Consider the following 17,100-nt stretch of genomic DNA (forward strand, 5'->3'; position numbering starts at 1 on the left):
CGCCGTCCAGGACACCCTCGCTGCCGGGCTCGTCCAACTGGAAGCGGATCCCATCCGAACCCAGTCCATGACTGGATTCAAATGGATAACTTCTATACGTTTGAACGCGAGTTAGTATCAGGCCTCGACGCGGGTGTCGCCGTAGCGTTCGCGCAGCGCCTGCTGCCGGCGTGGATCGAGATTGACCCGGTCGAGGTCGCCTGCGACGTGCGGCAGGGCCAGCAGCCGCGGGTCCATCACCTTGAACCACAGCCAGGGCAGGTAGGACAGCGGGAACATGCCGAAATAGCCGCTGGGCAGCCGGGGCAGGTCGGCGAAATCGCGCAGCGACTGATAGCGCCGCGAGGGCCTGGCGTGGTGGTCGGAATGCCGCTGCAGATGGAATAGCGCGAGATTCGTGACGAGGTGGTTGGTGTTCCAGGAGTGGTGCGGCTTCGGCGTCTCGTAGCCGCCGCCCGGCTCGCGGGCGCGCAGCAGGCCGTAGTGCTCGACATAGTTGGCCGAGGTGAGCTGCCACCAGGCGACCAGGTTGTGCACGGCCAGGAAGGGCAGCATCACCCAGCCGAAGGCGATGACCAGGCCGAGCTGCAGCGCGATGGTGATGGCATAGCTCTGCAGGATGGTATTGCCGGCGCTCCAGGCGGGCCGGCCCAGCTGCGCCAGCCGCTCGCGCTCCAGCCGCCAGGCCCGGCTCACGCCGCCCGGCAGCTCGCGCAGGGCGAAGCGGTAGATGCTCTCGCCCATGCGGGCGCTCGCATGGTCTTGCGGCGTGCACACGCTGCGGTGGTGGCCGCGGCCATGTTCGACGGTGAAGTGCCCATAGGCGGGCACCGCCAGCACCAGGCGCGCGAGCCACTGCTCCCAGGGGTTGTGCTTGTGCCCCAGTTCGTGTCCGGTGTTGATGCCCAGGCCCGAGTCGGTGCCGGCGACGTAGGCGAACATCAGCAGCGCCCACCACGACAGCGCATGCGTGCCGACCCACCAGGCGCAACCCATCAGCGCGACCAGATGCAGCGGGACGGTGATCCAGGTCAGCCAGCGGTAGTAGCGATCTGCTTCGAGCTGCGGGACGACAGCCTCGGGCGGATTGCTCGGGTCTTCGCCGATCAGCGCGTCCAGCAGCGGCATCAGGCCGTAGCTGATGAGCAGGGGCAGGCCGAGCGCGATCTCGCGCCCTGTCGCGGCATGGGCGGCCATGCCCACGAAGGGCAACAGGGGGTAGGCGACCGAAAGCAGCCACCAGGCGCGTTTGCGGTCCCGGTACTCGACGCGTCCGAGTTGCGGGTCGACGGCGACATAGATCCTGGGCATCGCGCAAGTCCTCCCATCCGCAGCCATCGCCGGGCGAAGGCCGCATCGGCGGATGGTACGCGCCCCGGCAAGCGGCGGAAAACCTGGCGTGCGACGACGCTATCGACCGCGCCGCTGCCCTTGGCGGCGCTCAGCGCCAGCGGCGCGGGCCGTCGTCGTGATCCCGTTCCCAATGCTCGTGGCGCTCGTGCTCGCGGCGCTCTTCCCAACGCTCTTCCCAACGCTCTTCCCAGCGCTCGCGGCTCCGCTCCCAGCGGCGTTCACCGTAGGCGGGTTCGTACACCACCCGGGGCGCGGGTGCGTAGTAGACCTCGCGTTCCACATAGCGGGGTGCCGGTATGTACGCCACCGGTGGCGGCGCGTAGTAGACCGGCACGGGCTCCACATAGCTGCCATCAGACACCACGACGCCGCTGACCGGCAGGCTGATGCCGATGGACCAGTGCGTGCCGGCCTGGGCGGCGCTGGCACCGAAAAGCGCGGCGCCGACGAGCGCGGCGGCAAGGAAAGGACGACGCATGATGGAGCCTCCGGTAGAGCCAAAACAGCAGGTCTTGACCGAACAACGGAGGATTCCTCCGAGCGTTGACGGGCCGCCGCGCGCAGTTGTTAGCGGGTGTGATGTGCGGCAGGGGTGGGTCGGCCGCGGGGGCGGCCTCGCTGATCCGCCATGCCGTGGAGCACCTGCGGGGCGGGTGAACCGCGTGGCGTGCGCCGGCAAACGATGGCAGCATGCGCCCGTCCCGGCCGGCGGTATGCCGCGGGCGCGGGACGTCCAGCCCCCACGAGGGGCCCATTGATTCACGCAAGAGGGAACTCATGAAAAGGTATGCAGCAGAGTTTGTCGGCACGTTCTGGCTGGTTCTGGGCGGCTGCGGCAGCGCCGTGCTGGCGGCGGCATTCCCGCAGCTGGGCATCGGCTTCGCCGGCGTGGCACTGGCTTTCGGCCTGACCGTGCTGACGATGGCCTTCGCCATCGGCCACATCTCGGGTTGCCATCTCAACCCGGCCGTGTCGGTCGGGCTGTGGGCGGGCGGCCGCTTCGCGACCAAGGACCTGCTGCCCTATATCGTGGCCCAGGTGCTGGGCGGCGTCGTCGCGGGCGGCGTGCTGTTCCTGATCGCATCGGGCAAGCCCGGCTTCGAGGTGGCCGGCGGCTTCGCGTCCAACGGCTTCGGCGCGCATTCGCCCGGCGGCTACAGCATGCAGGCCGCGTTCGCCTGCGAGGTCGTCATGACGGCGATGTTCCTCGTCATCATCCTGGGCGCCACCGACGTGCGCGCGCCGGCGGGCTTCGCGCCCATCGCCATCGGCCTGGGGCTGACGCTGATCCACCTGATCAGCATCCCCGTCACCAACACCTCGGTGAACCCGGCGCGCAGCACCGGCGTGGCGCTGTATGTCGGCGGCTGGGCCGTCGAGCAGCTGTGGCTGTTCTGGGTCGCGCCCATCGCCGGCGCGCTGCTGGGCGCCGGCGTCTATCGCTTCATCGGCAAGTCCGGCGACTGAGCGCCGCGGCGCGCCGGGCCCGAGGCGAGAAGCGGGAGTTTGCCTGGGCTGCGCGTGAATCCAGATGACGGTGCTGACATTTCAAGGCTATCTCAACAACATGGCGCGGGCTGCCGTGGCGCGCCAGGTTGAACTGGCCAAAGGTTGATCCACGCTGAACGAGCAGACCGCAACACCATGCCTGAAATCAAGAACCGCACGATGCTCATCGCCATCCAGGCCGTTGCTGCGCACATCCGTGCCATGCGGGAGGAACTCGCCGATGGCGATGCCGACGCTGAGGACTATGTGTTGCTTGAGCAGGCCGTCGAGGCAGCAGAGGATCTCGAGCGTGCCTATGACGCGGAGGCGCGGACCGTTCTCAACATGCCGCCCTACGACGATTTGGTGGGGGGCTGATTCCGGGTTGACCCTTAGGTGATCCCGCGCGCGTGTCCCGCGTGGCATGCACGATGCGAGTTGGTGCGCAATTTTCGAGACTTGCACCACGGTCGCGCGCCACCTTCGATGCGTGCACCGCATCGGAGACAAGCCTCATGCAGAACCTGCGCCGCCATCTCATGTGGGCGGGCGTTGCCATCCTCGGCGCCGCTTCCCTCGCCACCGTGGCCCTGAGCCGCGGCGAGGCGATCAGCGCGCTGTGGGTCGTGGCCGCCGCCCTGTGCACCTACCTGATCGCCTACCGCTACTACAGCCTCTTCATCGCCGACAAGGTGCTGGGGCTGGACGCCAGGCGCCAGACGCCGGCCTGGAAGTACAACGACGGCCTGGACTACGTGCCCACCAACAAGCACGTGCTCTACGGCCACCACTTCGCGGCGATTGCCGGCGCCGGCCCGCTGGTCGGCCCCGTGCTGGCGGCGCAGATGGGCTATCTGCCCGGCCTGCTGTGGATCCTGGCCGGCGTCGTCTTCGCCGGCGCGGTGCAGGACTTCATCGTGCTGTTCATCTCCACGCGCCGCGACGGCCGGTCGCTGGGCGACCTCGTCAAGCAGGAGATGGGCACGGTGCCCGGCCTGATCGCGTTGTTCGGCGCCTTCATGATCATGATCATCATCCTCGCGGTGCTGGCGCTGATCGTCGTGAAGGCGCTGGCCGATTCGCCGTGGGGCACGTTCACGGTGGCGGCCACCATCCCGGTCGCGCTCTTCATGGGCGTCTACCTGCGCTTCATCCGGCCGGGCCGCATCGGCGAGGTGTCGGTCATCGGCTTCGTGCTGCTGATGGCGGCCATCTTCGGCGGCCAGGCCGTGAGCGAGAGCGCCACGCTGGCGCCGCTGTTCACGTTCACGCCGGTGCAACTGGTGTGGGCGCTGATCGGCTACGGCTTCGTCGCCGCCTGCATCCCGGTGTGGCTGCTGCTCGCGCCGCGCGACTACCTCAGCACCTTCCTGAAGATCGGCACCATCGTCGCGCTGGCCATCGGCATCGTCATCGTCGCGCCGCCGCTGAAGATGCCGGCGCTGACGCAGTTCGCCACCGGCGGCGGCCCGGTCTGGGCGGGCAACCTCTTCCCCTTCCTGTTCGTCACCATCGCCTGCGGTGCGGTGTCGGGCTTCCACGCGCTGATCTCGTCGGGCACGTCGCCCAAGCTGCTCGAGAACGAGACCCATGCCCGCTACATCGGCTACGGCGGCATGCTGGCCGAGAGCTTCGTCGCGGTGATGGCGCTGGTCGCGGCCTCCTGCATCGAGCCCGGCGTCTACTTCGCGATGAACAGCCCGGCCGCCGTCGTCGGCAAGGACGCGGCCACCGTCGCGCAGACGCTGTCCACCTGGGGCTTCGTCATCACGCCCGACATGCTGACGCAGGCGGCGGCCGATGTCGGCGAGAAGACCATCCTGGCCCGCGCCGGCGGCGCGCCGACGCTGGCCGTCGGCATGGCCGAGATCCTGCACCAGGTGGTGGGCGGCAAGGCGCTGATGGCCTTCTGGTACCACTTCGCCATCCTGTTCGAGGCGCTGTTCATCCTGACGGCCGTGGATGCCGGCACGCGCGCCGGCCGCTTCATGCTGCAGGACCTGCTGGGCAGCTTCGTGCCCTCGCTCAAGCGTACCGAGAACTGGGTCGCCAACCTGATCGCCACCGGCCTGTGCGTGGCGGCCTGGGGCTACTTCCTCTACCAGGGCGTCGTCGACCCGCTGGGCGGCATCAACACGCTGTGGCCGCTGTTCGGCATCGCCAACCAGATGCTGGCCGCCGTCGCGCTGCTGCTCGGCACCGTCGTCATCTTCAAGATGAAGAAGGACCGCTACGCCTGGGTCACGGCCGTGCCGGCCGCCTGGCTGCTGGCCTGCACGATGACGGCCGGCTGGCTGAAGATCTTCTCGGCCGACCCCAAGCTCGGCTTCCTGGCCCATGCCGACAAATACGCCGCGGCCATCGCCGAAGGCAAGGTGCTGGCGCCGGCCAAGACGCTGGCCGCGATGTCGCGCGTCGTCTTCAACGACAGGCTCGACGCGGCGCTGTGCGCCCTCTTCATGGGCGTGGTGCTGAGCGTGCTGGTCTACAGCGTGAAGGCCGTGCTGGCCGCGCGCCGCAACGGCCGGCCGACGACGCAGGAAGCCGCCTTCGTGCCGCTGCCGGCCGGCCAGCATGCTTGAGCTGCGCGAGCTGGCCCAGGCCGGCCGCTACCTGACGCGGAGCCTGCGCCTGATGGTGGGCGTGCCGGACTACGGCAGCTATCTGGCCCACCACCAGGCCACGCACCCGGAGCGGCCGGCGATGAGCTACGAGGAGTTCTTCAGGGAGCGCCAGGCGGCGCGCTACAGCGCGCGCGTCGGCAAGTGCTGCTGAGTGGTATTGGCCGTCCTTGCAAAGGACCGAAAGACGGCCGGCAAAGACGCTCGCAATGATTCACAGCGTCGTACTGCGCCGCCTCGCCATCGGCGGGTTCTTGCCGAAGTATTTCGCGATGCCCGAGGCCAGCGCGTCGACGAGCTGGTCCTGGTAGTCCGGGTCGCGCAGCTTCTTCTCCTCGTCGGGGTTGGAGATGAAGGCCGTCTCGACCAGGATGCTGGGAATGTCGGGCGCCTTCAGCACCGCGAAGCCGGCCTGCTCGACGCGGGCCTTGTGCAGCTTGCCGACCTTGCCGATCTGGCTCAGCACCTCGCCGCCGAGCTTGAGGCTGTCCTTGATCTGGGCCGTGGTGCTCATGTCGAGCAGCGCGCGCAGCACGTTGGCGTCCTTGGTGGCCGCGCCGACGTTGACGCCGCCGACCATGTCGGCCGCGTTCTCGCGGTCGGCCATCCAGCGCGCGGCGGCGCTGGTCGCGGCGCCGTCGCTGAGCACGAAGACCGATGCGCCGCGCGCCTGCGGCGTGATGAAGGCGTCGGCGTGGATGGACACGAAGAGGTCGGCCTGCACGCGCCTGGCCTTGCGCACGCGCTCCTGCAGCGGCACGAAGAAGTCGGCGTCGCGCGTCATCAGCACGCGGATGTTGGGGTTGGCGGTCAGGCGCTCGCGCAGCTTGTGGGCGACGGCCAGCACCACGTCCTTCTCGCGCAGGCCCGAGGGGCCGATGGCGCCGGGGTCTTCGCCGCCATGGCCGGGGTCGAGCGCGATGATGATGAGGCTGTCGATGCGCGGCTCGGCGGCCGGGGCGGGGAACGGTGCCGGCACGGGCTTGGACGCCGCGGCGACCGGCGGCAGCGGTGCGGGCAGGGGCGCCGATGCGGGCGGTGCCGGCGGGCGCTCGATCTTCTGGATCAGCTCGCCGAGCGCGTCGTTGACGGCGCTGGCCGCGGCCTCGGCGCGATGGGCCGGAGAGGTGGGGGCGGCGGGCGCCTTCTCGCGGTCCTGCACCAGGGCCAGCAGCGGGTCGGGCTGGGACTGGGGGTAGAGGTCGAAGACGAGGCGGTGCCTGTAGGCGGCCACCGGCGTCAGCGTGAAGATCTGCGGCGCCACGGGCTGGCGCAGGTCCAGCACGATGCGCACGACGGTGGGCGTGTTCTGGCCGACGCGCACGCCGGCGATGTAGGGGTCGTCGGGCCTGACCTTGCCGATCAGCTCGCGCAGCCCCGGGCTCAGGTCCAGGCCTTCGATGTCGATGACGAGGCGGTGCGGCGACTCGACGAGGAAGTGCCGGGCCAGCAGCGGCCGGTCGGACTCCAGCGTCACGCGCGTGTAGTCCTGCGCGGGCCAGACGCGCACGGCGACGATGCTGGCCTGGCTGGTCGCGGCCAGCGTGTCGGGGGCCTTCAGCAGCAGCGCGAGCAGGCCGACGGAGTCGCGGCGCCTCATTCAACGGCTCCGACGAGGCGCGCATCACCCACGGCCCGCACGCGGCGGCTGTCGTCGGGCATCAGCTCGATGAAGAGCTGCAGGTCGGCGGGCGGCAGTTGGCCGGCCTTCTCGGGCCATTCGCAGAGCTTGAGGCCGGGCGCGGCGAACACGTCGCGGAAGCCCGCGTCCTCCCACTCGCGCGGGTCGCCGAAGCGGTAGAAGTCGAAATGGTTCGCCGTGCCCGCGCCGCCGGGCAGTTCGTAGCTTTCCATGACGGCATAGCTCGGGCTCTTGATGCGGCCCTCGACGCCGAGCGCCCGCAGCAGCAGGCGCACGAAGGTGGTCTTGCCGGCGCCGAGCGGGCCATGCAGCTCGATGAGGGCGTTGGGGGCGGGGAGCAGGGCCGCCGCGAGCTTTTCGGCGGTGGCCTGGGCCGTGGCCTCGTCGGGCCACGACAGCCTCAGTTCGGTGACCAAGCGCTCGCCACCGCTAGCAACACTCTCACTCATCAATCAACGCATCCCACGTCGAACATCCGGTTGACTCCTGTAGCGCTACACACCCGATTGGGCCGCCCTGCCACACCCTGGCGGCGTTGCTCCGCCTTGCGGGCGCGAGCCCGCAGCGTTGTCGCGCCTTGCCAGGCTGCGGCAGCGCAGCCCTCTCGGGCACGTCTGGTCACCGAACTGAGGCTGGGTTTCTAAAATCGGCGACAAATGCAAGAGGTCCCGTCCACTGTCGATGCTGGCGCGCTACTGGAGCGTCTGCGCGGCTGGGCGCATGGGCTGGGATTCTCACAGATCGCGGTGGCCGATGTGGACCTCAGCAGCGCCGAGCCCGGCCTGCAGGCCTGGCTGGACGCCGGCCACCACGGCCGCATGCACTACATGGCCGCGCATGGCCTGAAGCGCGCACGCCCGGCCGAGCTGGTGCCGGGCACGCTGCGCGTCGTCACGGCGCGCATGGACTATCTGCCGCAGGGCACCGGGCCGGGCTGGCAGGCCGTCGAATGGGTCGGCCTGGCGCGACCGGAGCAGGCGCAAATCTCCATCTATGCCCGCGGCCGGGACTATCACAAGGTCATGCGCCAGCGGCTGCAGAAGCTCGCCGACCTGCTGCAGGCGGACGTGGGGCCCTGCGGCCACCGCGTGTTCACCGACTCGGCGCCGGTGCTGGAGGTGGAGCTGGCCGCGCGCTCGGGCCTGGGCTGGCGCGGCAAGCACACGCTGACGCTGCACCGCGAGGCCGGCTCGATGTTCTTCCTCGGCGAGATCTTCATCGACCTGGCCCTGCCGCTCACGGAGGCCGTCAGCGCACACTGCGGCGAGTGCCGCGCCTGCATCGACGTCTGCCCGACGGCGGCCATCACCGCGCCCTACCGCGTCGATGCGCGGCGCTGCATCTCCTACCTGACCATCGAGCACGACGGTCCCATCCCCGTGGAACTGCGCCCGTTGCTGGGCAACCGCGTCTACGGCTGCGACGACTGCCAACTGGCCTGCCCGTGGAACAAATTCGCGCAGCCCGCCGTGCTGGCCGACTTCGACGTGCGCCCGGGCATGGCGGGCGCGACCATCGCCGAGCTGCTGGCCTGGAGCGAAGCCGAGTTCCTGCGCCGCACCGAGGGCTCGGCCATCCGCCGCATCGGCTTCGAGCGCTGGCAGCGCAACCTCGCGGTGGCGGCCGGCAACGCGCTGCGCGCGCGCGACGACGCCCCGCTGCGCGCGGCGCTGCAGCGGGCGGGGCAGGGCGCCGGCGCGGTCGTTGCGGAGCACATCGCCTGGGCCTTGTCCGCGCCGGCGGCCCCAGCGGCGTTATCGTCCGGCCCGCAGTCCGTTGGAGCTATTGAATGACCCTGTCCATCCGTCGTCGTCACGCCGCCGCCCTCGCCCTGGCCGCGGCGGCCTCGCTGCCGGCCCAGGCCGCGCAGTACGAGGGGCAGGAGTTTCCGGACACGTTGCAGCTGTCCGGCGCCACGCTGCAACTCAACGGCGTCGGCGCCAAGGTGTTCGTCATGCGCTATTCGGCCTATCTGGGCGCGCTCTATCTGCCCCACAAGGCCGGCACGCCCGATGCGATCTACGCACAGGCCGGCCCCAAGCGCATGGAGTTGCGCATCACCATCCCCTTCGTCAAGGACGTGTCGACCCAGGAGTTCGTGAAGGCCATCAACAAGGGCGTGGAGCGCAACTGCACCGAGGCCGAGCAGGCCGCCGTGGCCGAGCGCGTGAAGCAGTTCAACGCCACCATCGGCGATGTGGGCCGGGTGAAGAAGGGCGACGTGCTGGCCATCGACTACCTGCCCGCCCAGGGCGGCACGGTTCTTTCGGTCAACGGCAAGGTCTGGGGCAAGCCCATCGAGGGGCAGGACTTCTACACGGCATTCCTGAAGGTCTTCATCGGCGATCACAGCAGCGACTCCCGGCTGCGCACCCGGCTGCTGGGCCAGCCGGGCTAGCATGGCCGTATAAAAAACCAGGAGACCGACCCCATGCAACGCCGTTCCGTCCTCCAAGCCGCAGCCCTCGCCGGGCTGAGCCCGCTCGCCCGGGCCGATGCCTACCCGAGCAGGACGGTGCGCCTCATCGTGCCCTTCGCGCCGGGCGGCACGACGGACATCATTGCCCGCATCGTGTCGGAGCGCATGCAGGGCCTGCTGGGCCAGACCATGGTGGTGGACAACCGGGCCGGCGGTGGCGGCATCGTCGGCGCCACCGAGATCGCCCGCGCCGCGCCCGACGGCTACACGCTGGGCGTGGCGACCGTCTCGACGACGGCCGCCAACCCCGCCATCAACCCGCGCATCAGCTACAACCCGCTGACGGACTTCACGCCCATCATCAACATCGCGGCTACGCCCAACGTGATCGCCGTGCATCCGAGCTTCCCGGCGCGCGACTACAAGGGCTTCGTCGCGGAACTCAGGAAGAACCCCGCCAAGCACAGCTACGCGACCTCGGGCACCGGCGGCATCGGCCATCTACAGATGGAGCTCTACAAGACGCTGGCCGGCGTCTTCGTGCTGCACATCCCCTACCGCGGCGCCGGCCCGGCGCTGAACGACACGGTGGCCGGCCAGGTGCCGATGATCTTCGACAACCTGCCCTCGGCGCTGCCCTTCATCCGCGATGGCCGGCTGATCCCCATCGTCGTCGCGGCGCCGCAGCGCGTGGCTGCCCTGCCCAATGTGCCGACCTTCAGGGAGATCGGGCTGGAGCCGGTCAACCGCATGGCCTACTACGGCATCCACGGGCCCAAGGGCCTGCCGCGGGAGGTCGTCGACAAGGTCAACGCCGCGGTCAGGAAGGCCGTGGAGATGCCCGACGTGAAGAAGCGCATCGAGGACACGGGCTCCATCATCATCGCCAACACGCCCGAGCAGTTCGCCGCGCAGATCGCGGCCGAGCTGGACGTGTACAAGAAAGTTGTCGCCCAGCAGAAGCTCAAGCTTGATTGACCCCGGCATCGAGTCCTTCATCGAGTCGCTCTGGCTGGAAGACGGCCTGAGCGCCAACACGCAGGCGGCCTACCGGCGCGACCTGAACGCGCTGGCCGCCTTTCTGGCACCGGCGCCGCTGGATGCCTGCACCGAGCAGCGGCTGTTCGAATACGCCGTCGCCCGGCCCGCCGGCAAGGCGACCAGTGCGAACCGGCGGCTGTCGGTCTTCAAGCGCTATTTCCGCTGGGCGCTGCGCGAGGGCCGCATCGCCGTTGACCCGACGCTCAAGCTCACGGCGGCCAAGCAGCCACTGCGCGTTCCCAAGCTGCTCAGCGAAGTACAGGTTTCGGCGCTGCTCGCGGCGCCGGACGTGGACACGCCGCTGGGCCTGCGCGACCGCGCGATGCTGGAGCTGATGTATGCCAGCGGCCTGCGCGTCAGCGAACTCGTCACGCTGAAGAGTGCCCATGTCGCCTTCAAGGACGCCGTGCTGCACATCACCGGCAAGGGCAGCAAGAGCCGCATCGTGCCCTTCGGCGAGCATGCGAGCGACTGGCTGGCGCGCTATCTGCGCGAGGCGCGCGCCGCGATCCTGGCCGGGCAGAGCAGCGACGACCTTTTCGTCACCGCCCGCGGCGCCGGCATGACGCGGCAGATGTTCTGGACGCTGATCAAGCGCCATGCGCTGGCGGCCGGCATCTCGGTGCCGCTGTCGCCGCACACGCTGCGCCACGCCTTCGCGACCCATCTGCTCAACCATGGTGCGGACCTGCGCGCCGTGCAGCTGCTGCTGGGGCATGCCGACCTGTCGACGACGCAGATCTACACCCATGTGGCGCGCGAGCGCCTCAAGGCGCTGCACGCCGAGCACCATCCGCGCGGCTAGAAAGCTGTCGCCTGCGCGTCAGGGCCGCGGGTTCAGCCAAGGCCGCCTTCGTCGATTGGTATCAAACCTGTCGGCGGCCCACAACACCGGGGCGCGCGGCGGCCTGCTCCGGGGGCAAACTCGGCCGCCATCAAAATGCTTCACGGAGTTGCCATGCGCGCCCACCGCCTGCTGCCGACCGCACTGGCCGCCTTCAGCCTCTTCAATGCCGCCGCCGCGATTGCCGAGGACGCCAACAGCCTGGAACGCGTGACCGTCGTCGGCTCGCGCAAGAGCCTGTCGGCGGCCTCGTCGACCGACACCCTGGTGCCGGTCGACATCTACTCGATGAGCAAGACCGCCGAAGGCGGCGGCCAGTTCGACCTGGCGCAGACGCTGCAGTACCTGTCGCCGTCGTTCAACTCCACACGCCAGACCGGCGCGGACGGCGCCGACCTGATCGACTCCGCCGCGCTGCGCGGCCTGGGCTCGGACCAGACCCTGGTGCTCGTCAACGGCAAGCGCCGCCACACGGTGGCGCTGGTGAACCTGTTCGGTGCGCGCAACCGCGGCGCGACGGGCACGGACATGAATTCCATCCCGCTGCTGGCCATCGACAACGTGCAGGTGCTGCGCGACGGCGCGGCGGCCCAGTACGGCTCCGACGCCATCGCCGGCGTCATCAACATCCAGCTGAAGAAGAAGCAGGGCTGCGAGGCCGTGGCTGGCTACGGCCAGTATTCGGCGGGCGACGGCAAGAACTACCTCGCCTCGGCCTACTGCGGCGTCAGGCTCGGCGGCGGCACGCTGGGCATCACCGGCGAGTGGCAGGACCGCGGCCGCTCCAACCGCGCCCGGCCCGAGGACTTCCCGCGCATCATCGGCGACACCAAGGTCAAGAACCAGACGATCTACCTGAACGGCGAGTTCCCGGTGAGCGGGGTCGACAAGCTCTACGTCACGCTCGGCGCGCAGGACCGCGATGCCTCGTCGGCGGCCTATGGGCGGGGTGGTATCGGGTCGGACGACATCCCGGTGCGCAACTCGGCCGCGATGTACCCGAACGGCTTCGTGCCCTTCATCAACGGCAAGATCGAGGACCGCGCGCTGATCGCCGGCTGGCGCTCGCAGTTCGCGGGCTGGGACACCGACCTGTCGCAGACCTATGGCTCCAATCGCCTGCACTACAACATCTCCCACACATTGAACGCGTCCATCGCGAACAAGGACCTGCTGGCCGGCGGCAAGGGCATCAGCCCGGATCATTTCGACGCCGGCGGCTTCGAGTTCAGCCAGGCCACCACCAACTTCGACGTCAGCCGCTACTTCCCCGAGCTGCTGGGCGGCAGCAACGTGGCCTTCGGCGCCGAGTACCGCAGCGAGCGCTACAGCATCTTCGCCGGCGAGCCGGGCTCCTACATCGACGCCGACGGCCTGAACTTCGGTGGCAATGCGGGCAGCCAGGGCTTCCCGGGCTTCCAGCCGGCCGACGTGACCAGCCGCCGCCGTTCCAGCTATGCCGCCTATGGCGACTGGGAGGTCAGCTTCACGCCGAACCTGACGGTGGACGCCGCCGTGCGCGCCGAGCATTACAGCGACTTCGGCTCCAGCACGACGGGCAAGCTGTCGGGCAGCTACAAGCTCACGCCGTCGTGGCTGCTGCGCGCCGCGGCCAGCACGGGCTTCCGGGCGCCCAGCCTGCAGCAGCTCTACTTCTCGTCCACCTTCACCGACTTCATCGGCGGCCGCCCGGTGCCGGTGCAGCTTGCGCCCAATGGCAGCGCCATCACCAACGCGGCCGGCGTGCCGGCGCTGAAGCAGGAGAAGTCCAAGAACTTCTCGCTGGGCACGACCTTCAAGGCCGGCCGCGACTTCGACCTGACCGTGGATGCCTACCAGATCAACATCCGCGACCGCGTCGTGCTGTCGGGCCGCTTCACTGCCGACAACTTCCCCGACATCGCGCCACTGCTGAACAGCCTGGGCGTCGAGCAGACGGCCTTCTTCGTGAACTCGGTCAACACGCGCACCCGCGGGCTGGACCTGACGGCGGCCTACCGCAACAAGTTCGGCCAGGGCCAGCTCAACACCTTCCTGGCGCTCAACGTGAGCCAGACCCGCGTGACCGACGTCAACGCGCCGCCCAAGCTGCAGAACTTCAAGGACGTGCTGCTGTCGGACAAGGAGAGGCTCTACATCGAGCAGGGCGGCCCGCGGGCCAAGGCCACGCTCGGCTTCGAGTACACCGAGGGCGCCTGGACGGGCGAGGCCAAGCTCATCTACTTCGGCGGCCAGACCCTGGGCACCTTCGATGGCCCGCCGGTGCCCAACCAGGTCTACAAGCCCAAGGCCTCGATGGACCTGGGCCTGTCCTGGCAGGCCACGCCGGCGCTCAAGCTCAGCGTGGGCGGCAACAATGTCTTCAACGTTAAGCCGACGAAGCAGGACCCCAACGAGACCGACAACAGCTTCATCTACGAAGCCGTGCAGTTCGGCCTGAACGGCGCCTCCTACTTCGCGCGGGCCTACTACAAGTTCTGACGCGCAGCGGGCCCGCCGGGAGGCGGGCCCTCGTCCGGGGCCGACGACAATGCGGCCATGGACCACAGCTTCCTCTCCGCCCTGATCCTGCTGCTGCTGGTGCTCGACCCGCTCGGCAGCCTGCCCATCTTCATCCCCATCATGCGCGCGGTGCCCAAGGAGCGCCGCACGCGCGTGGCCGTGCGCGAGGTGGGCATCGCCTTCTGCGTGCTGTTCGCCTTCATGTTCGTCGGCGACAGCTTCCTGCAGGTCATGCACCTGTCGGAGCGCTCGCTGGAGGTGGCCGGCGGCGTGATCCTGATGATCATCGCCATTCGCATGATCTTCGGCAGCTCGGGCGAGTCGGCCTACGGCCTGGAGGCGGGCAAGGAGCCGCTGATCTTCCCGCTGGCCGTGCCGCTGCTGGCCGGCCCGTCGGCGATGGCCACCGTGCTGCTGCTGGCCTCGCGCCAGCCGGACCGCATCTACGAATGGATAGGCGCGCTCAGCGCCGCGATGCTGATCTCGGGCCTGACGCTGGTGATGGCCGACCGCATCCGCAAGCTGCTGGGCGATTCCGTCGTGTCGGCCATCGAGAAGCTGATGGGCCTGGTGCTGACGGCGATCGCGGTCGAGATGGTGCTGGCCGGCCTGAAACGCTACTTCATCGGCGGGTTGTGAGTTCCCGCCGGCCGGCAAGCGGCCGGTCGGGCTTACTTGTTCTTCAGCTTGGCTTCCTTGCCCTTGGGCATCACCGAGGTCATCGGCGCCACCGGGCGGTCGGAGCCGGCCGTCTTGCCGGGGGCGGCATCCTTCTTGGGCTTCTTCGTCATCTTGTTGCTGCGCTGTTCGTGGTTGGCCATGAGTCCTCCGTGCAAAGGGATTGAAGTAGACCGGACTATGCCTCAGCGTCGTACTTCGCCTTGGCCGGGCTCGCGGCCCATTGCGCGGCCGTGACGTCGTAGCGCCTGCAGTCCATGTCGTACCAGCGGCCCAGGCCGGTGAAGCGCATGCCCAGGCGCTCCATGACGGTGGAGGAGGGCGTGTTCCCGGGCTGGCAGACGGCGCAGACCCGGTCGGGCTTCAGGCTGCTGAAGGCCCAGCCCACCATATGGCGGGCCGCCTCGCTGGCATAGCCCTGGCCCCAGGCATCCTGGCGCAGCCGCCATCCGGTTTCCAGCGGGCCCTGAGGGTCGCGGTTCAGGTGCTGGATGCAGCCGCAGCCGATCAGCTCGCCGTCGTCGCGGCGGACGAAGGCCCACCAGGAATAGCCGAACTCGGCCCAGCGCGCCTTCACGCGGTCGATCATGGACTGCGTGTCCTCCGGCGTGTCGGGCCGGCCGGTGATGTAGCGCATGACGACCGGGTCGCGGTTCAGGCGGTGCAGGCCGTCGAAATGGCGGTCTTGCAGCGGTTCGAGGCGCAGGCGGGGCGTGGTCAGCAGTGTCATGGGTGGTCCGGGCCGATGCCGGCGATTCTGGTCGGGTTGACTCTCACGATTCGAAAGTCATCTTCCACATCATGGGAGTTGTCTCATGCTGCGCCGCCGCAATATTTCTCATTATGGTGAATTGCATTTTGTGATTTGAAAAACTGAAGTCAAATCATTGTTTTTAAACATGAAAGTTTTTTGTCTTATATAAGACTTGGGCCTTCCGCGAGGCAGAGGAGAGGCTTAGGCTTGAGCCATCGGTTTTCGATGTTTTGCAAGGAGCTTCCATGACCCGCCTCACCCGTGAACAACAGATCGCCGCCCTCGAAAAGGACTGGGCCGAGAACCCGCGCTGGAAGGGCATCACCCGCGGCTACACCGCCGCCGACGTGGTGCGCCTGCGCGGCTCCGTCGAGATCGAGCACACGCTGGCCAAGCGCGGCGCCGAGAAGCTCTGGGGCCTGGTGAACACCGAGCCCTTCGTCAACGCGCTGGGCGCGCTGACCGGCAACCAGGCCATGCAGCAGGTCAAGGCCGGCCTGAAGGCCATCTACCTGTCGGGCTGGCAGGTCGCCGGCGACGCCAACAGCAACGGCGAGATGTACCCCGACCAATCGCTGTACTCGGTGGATTCGGTGCCCAAGGTCGTCAAGAAGATCAACGCCACCTTCAAGCGCGCCGACGAGATCCAGTGGAGCGAGGGCAAGGACGACATCGACTTCTTCGCCCCCATCGTGGCCGACGCGGAAGCCGGCTTCGGCGGCGTGCTGAACGCCTTCGAGCTGATGAAGGCCATGATCGAGGCCGGTGCTTCGGGCGTGCACTTCGAAGACCAGCTGGCCAGCGCCAAGAAGTGCGGCCACATGGGCGGCAAGGTGCTGGTGCCGACGCGCGAAGCCGTCGCCAAGCTCGTTGCGGCCCGCCTGGCGGCCGACACCATGGGCGTGCCGACGCTGCTCGTGGCCCGCACCGACGCCGAAGCCGGCGACCTCGTCACCAGCGACATCGACGACAACGACAAGCCCTTCTGCACCGGCGAGCGCACCGTCGAAGGCTTCTATCGCACGAAGAACGGCCTCGACCAGGCCATCAGCCGCGGCCTGGCCTACGCGCCCTATGCCGACCTGATCTGGTGCGAGACCGGCAAGCCCGACCTGGCCTTCGCCAAGGCCTTCGCCGATGCCATCCACGCCAAGTTCCCTGGCAAGCTGCTGGCCTACAACTGCTCGCCGTCGTTCAACTGGAAGAAGAACCTGGACGACGCCACCATCGCCAAGTTCCAGCGCGAGCTGGGCGCCATGGGCTACAAGTTCCAGTTCATCACGCTGGCCGGCTTCCACAGCCTGAACTACTCGATGTTCAACCTGGCCCACGGCTATGCCCGCAACCAGATGAGCGCCTTCGTCGAGCTGCAGGAGGCCGAGTTCGCCGCCGCCGAGAAGGGCTTCACCGCGGTCAAGCACCAGCGCGAGGTCGGCACCGGCTACTTCGATGCGGTGACGACCACCATCGAAGCCCAGGCCTCGACGGCCGCGCTGAAGGGTTCGACCGAAGACGAACAGTTCTTCGACGCCAAGCATGCTTGAGCGCGACCGAGGACAGCACCTGCGTGCTGTCCGACGCGCGCTCAAGGGCCGGCGATGTCTCGCATCGCTGGCGCGGCCTGCAAGGCTGGGTGCGACCGAGGACAGCACCTGCGTGCTGTCCGACGCGTGCTCAAGGGCCGGCGATGTCCCGCATCGCTGGCGTGGCCTGCAGGACGGCTGAGCGCGACGGAGGACGGCGCCTGCTGCCGTCCGG

Annotated in this window: 17 protein-coding genes; 11 read left to right on the top strand and 6 right to left on the bottom strand. The window is 68.7% G+C overall.

The features are described 5' to 3' along the window. Window positions 1–117 precede the first annotated feature (117 nt). Entirely contained in the window at window positions 118–1,311 is a 1,194-nt protein-coding gene (locus NYP07_RS21940; RefSeq protein WP_268153980.1) for an alkane 1-monooxygenase, read from the bottom strand. 130 nt (window positions 1,312–1,441) lie between these two features. Further along, window positions 1,442–1,831 carry a hypothetical protein gene (locus NYP07_RS21945; RefSeq protein ID WP_268153982.1) on the bottom strand — a complete coding sequence of 130 codons (390 nt, stop codon included), beginning with the start codon at window positions 1,829–1,831 and terminating at the stop codon, window positions 1,442–1,444. Window positions 1,832–2,130: 299 nt separating this feature from the next. Between NYP07_RS21945 and aqpZ the strand changes: the two genes are divergently transcribed. The 4 genes from aqpZ to NYP07_RS21965 all read left to right on the top strand — a co-directional run bounded on the left by aqpZ (window position 2,131) and on the right by NYP07_RS21965 (window position 5,616). Continuing rightward, window positions 2,131–2,820: an aquaporin Z gene (gene aqpZ / locus NYP07_RS21950; RefSeq protein ID WP_378989649.1), complete on the top strand. Its 690-nt coding sequence runs from the start codon at window positions 2,131–2,133 to the stop codon at window positions 2,818–2,820. A gap of 177 nt (window positions 2,821–2,997) precedes the next feature. Then, on the top strand, window positions 2,998–3,219 hold the full coding sequence (locus NYP07_RS21955) for a Tsi2 family anti-toxin (RefSeq protein WP_268153985.1): 222 nt from the start codon (window positions 2,998–3,000) through the stop codon (window positions 3,217–3,219). 137 nt (window positions 3,220–3,356) lie between these two features. Next, on the top strand, window positions 3,357–5,423 hold the full coding sequence (locus NYP07_RS21960) for a carbon starvation CstA family protein (RefSeq protein WP_268153987.1): 2,067 nt from the start codon (window positions 3,357–3,359) through the stop codon (window positions 5,421–5,423). Continuing rightward, window positions 5,416–5,616 carry a YbdD/YjiX family protein gene (locus NYP07_RS21965; protein WP_268153989.1) on the top strand — a complete coding sequence of 67 codons (201 nt, stop codon included), beginning with the start codon at window positions 5,416–5,418 and terminating at the stop codon, window positions 5,614–5,616. Before NYP07_RS21960 ends, NYP07_RS21965 begins: the two co-directional genes overlap by 8 nt. Window positions 5,617–5,676: 60 nt before the next feature. Here NYP07_RS21965 and NYP07_RS21970 read toward each other — a convergent pair whose 3' ends face one another. Further along, window positions 5,677–7,062 (bottom strand): N-acetylmuramoyl-L-alanine amidase, encoded by a 1,386-nt coding sequence (locus NYP07_RS21970; RefSeq protein ID WP_268153992.1) that lies wholly within the window; start codon window positions 7,060–7,062, stop codon window positions 5,677–5,679. Beyond that, window positions 7,059–7,553 carry a tRNA (adenosine(37)-N6)-threonylcarbamoyltransferase complex ATPase subunit type 1 TsaE gene (gene tsaE, locus NYP07_RS21975; protein WP_268153994.1) on the bottom strand — a complete coding sequence of 165 codons (495 nt, stop codon included), beginning with the start codon at window positions 7,551–7,553 and terminating at the stop codon, window positions 7,059–7,061. Before tsaE ends, NYP07_RS21970 begins: the two co-directional genes overlap by 4 nt. A 207-nt stretch (window positions 7,554–7,760) precedes the next feature. On the opposite strand from tsaE, the gene queG reads away from it, so the two are divergent. The 6 genes from queG (at window position 7,761) to NYP07_RS22005 (ending at window position 14,549) form a co-directional block, all read left to right on the top strand. Continuing rightward, window positions 7,761–8,897, top strand: coding sequence for a tRNA epoxyqueuosine(34) reductase QueG (queG, locus tag NYP07_RS21980; RefSeq protein WP_268153996.1), 1,137 nt, complete (start codon window positions 7,761–7,763; stop codon window positions 8,895–8,897). Continuing rightward, the gene (locus NYP07_RS21985; protein ID WP_268153998.1) at window positions 8,894–9,502 is read left to right on the top strand and encodes a chalcone isomerase family protein; all 609 of its coding nucleotides are present in this window, start codon (window positions 8,894–8,896) and stop codon (window positions 9,500–9,502) included. Before queG ends, NYP07_RS21985 begins: the two co-directional genes overlap by 4 nt. A gap of 33 nt (window positions 9,503–9,535) precedes the next feature. Further along, window positions 9,536–10,501, top strand: coding sequence for a tripartite tricarboxylate transporter substrate binding protein BugE (locus tag NYP07_RS21990; RefSeq protein WP_268154000.1), 966 nt, complete (start codon window positions 9,536–9,538; stop codon window positions 10,499–10,501). Continuing rightward, complete coding sequence (gene xerD, locus NYP07_RS21995; RefSeq protein WP_378989645.1) at window positions 10,470–11,369, top strand: site-specific tyrosine recombinase XerD; 900 nt, start codon at window positions 10,470–10,472, stop codon at window positions 11,367–11,369. Before NYP07_RS21990 ends, xerD begins: the two co-directional genes overlap by 32 nt. Before the next feature lie 153 nt (window positions 11,370–11,522). Next, window positions 11,523–13,889: a TonB-dependent receptor plug domain-containing protein gene (locus NYP07_RS22000; protein ID WP_268154004.1), complete on the top strand. Its 2,367-nt coding sequence runs from the start codon at window positions 11,523–11,525 to the stop codon at window positions 13,887–13,889. A 57-nt stretch (window positions 13,890–13,946) separates the two neighbouring features. Next, the gene (locus NYP07_RS22005) at window positions 13,947–14,549 is read left to right on the top strand and encodes a MarC family protein (RefSeq protein WP_268154006.1); all 603 of its coding nucleotides are present in this window, start codon (window positions 13,947–13,949) and stop codon (window positions 14,547–14,549) included. Window positions 14,550–14,581: 32 nt separating this feature from the next. On the opposite strand, the gene NYP07_RS22010 is transcribed toward NYP07_RS22005, so the two are convergent. Together NYP07_RS22010 and NYP07_RS22015 are read right to left on the bottom strand one after the other, a co-directional pair. Next, window positions 14,582–14,731: a hypothetical protein gene (locus NYP07_RS22010; protein WP_268154008.1), complete on the bottom strand. Its 150-nt coding sequence runs from the start codon at window positions 14,729–14,731 to the stop codon at window positions 14,582–14,584. Between the two features lie 35 nt (window positions 14,732–14,766). After that, window positions 14,767–15,318 carry a GNAT family N-acetyltransferase gene (locus NYP07_RS22015; protein WP_268154010.1) on the bottom strand — a complete coding sequence of 184 codons (552 nt, stop codon included), beginning with the start codon at window positions 15,316–15,318 and terminating at the stop codon, window positions 14,767–14,769. 269 nt (window positions 15,319–15,587) lie between these two features. Here NYP07_RS22015 and aceA point away from each other — a divergent pair, with 269 nt between their 5' ends. Next, the gene (aceA, locus tag NYP07_RS22020; RefSeq protein ID WP_268154011.1) at window positions 15,588–16,886 is read left to right on the top strand and encodes an isocitrate lyase; all 1,299 of its coding nucleotides are present in this window, start codon (window positions 15,588–15,590) and stop codon (window positions 16,884–16,886) included. Window positions 16,887–17,100: the final 214 nt, after the last annotated feature.

The organism is Pelomonas aquatica, from assembly GCF_026712205.1.
Classification (GTDB): domain Bacteria; phylum Pseudomonadota; class Gammaproteobacteria; order Burkholderiales; family Burkholderiaceae_C; genus Pelomonas; species Pelomonas aquatica.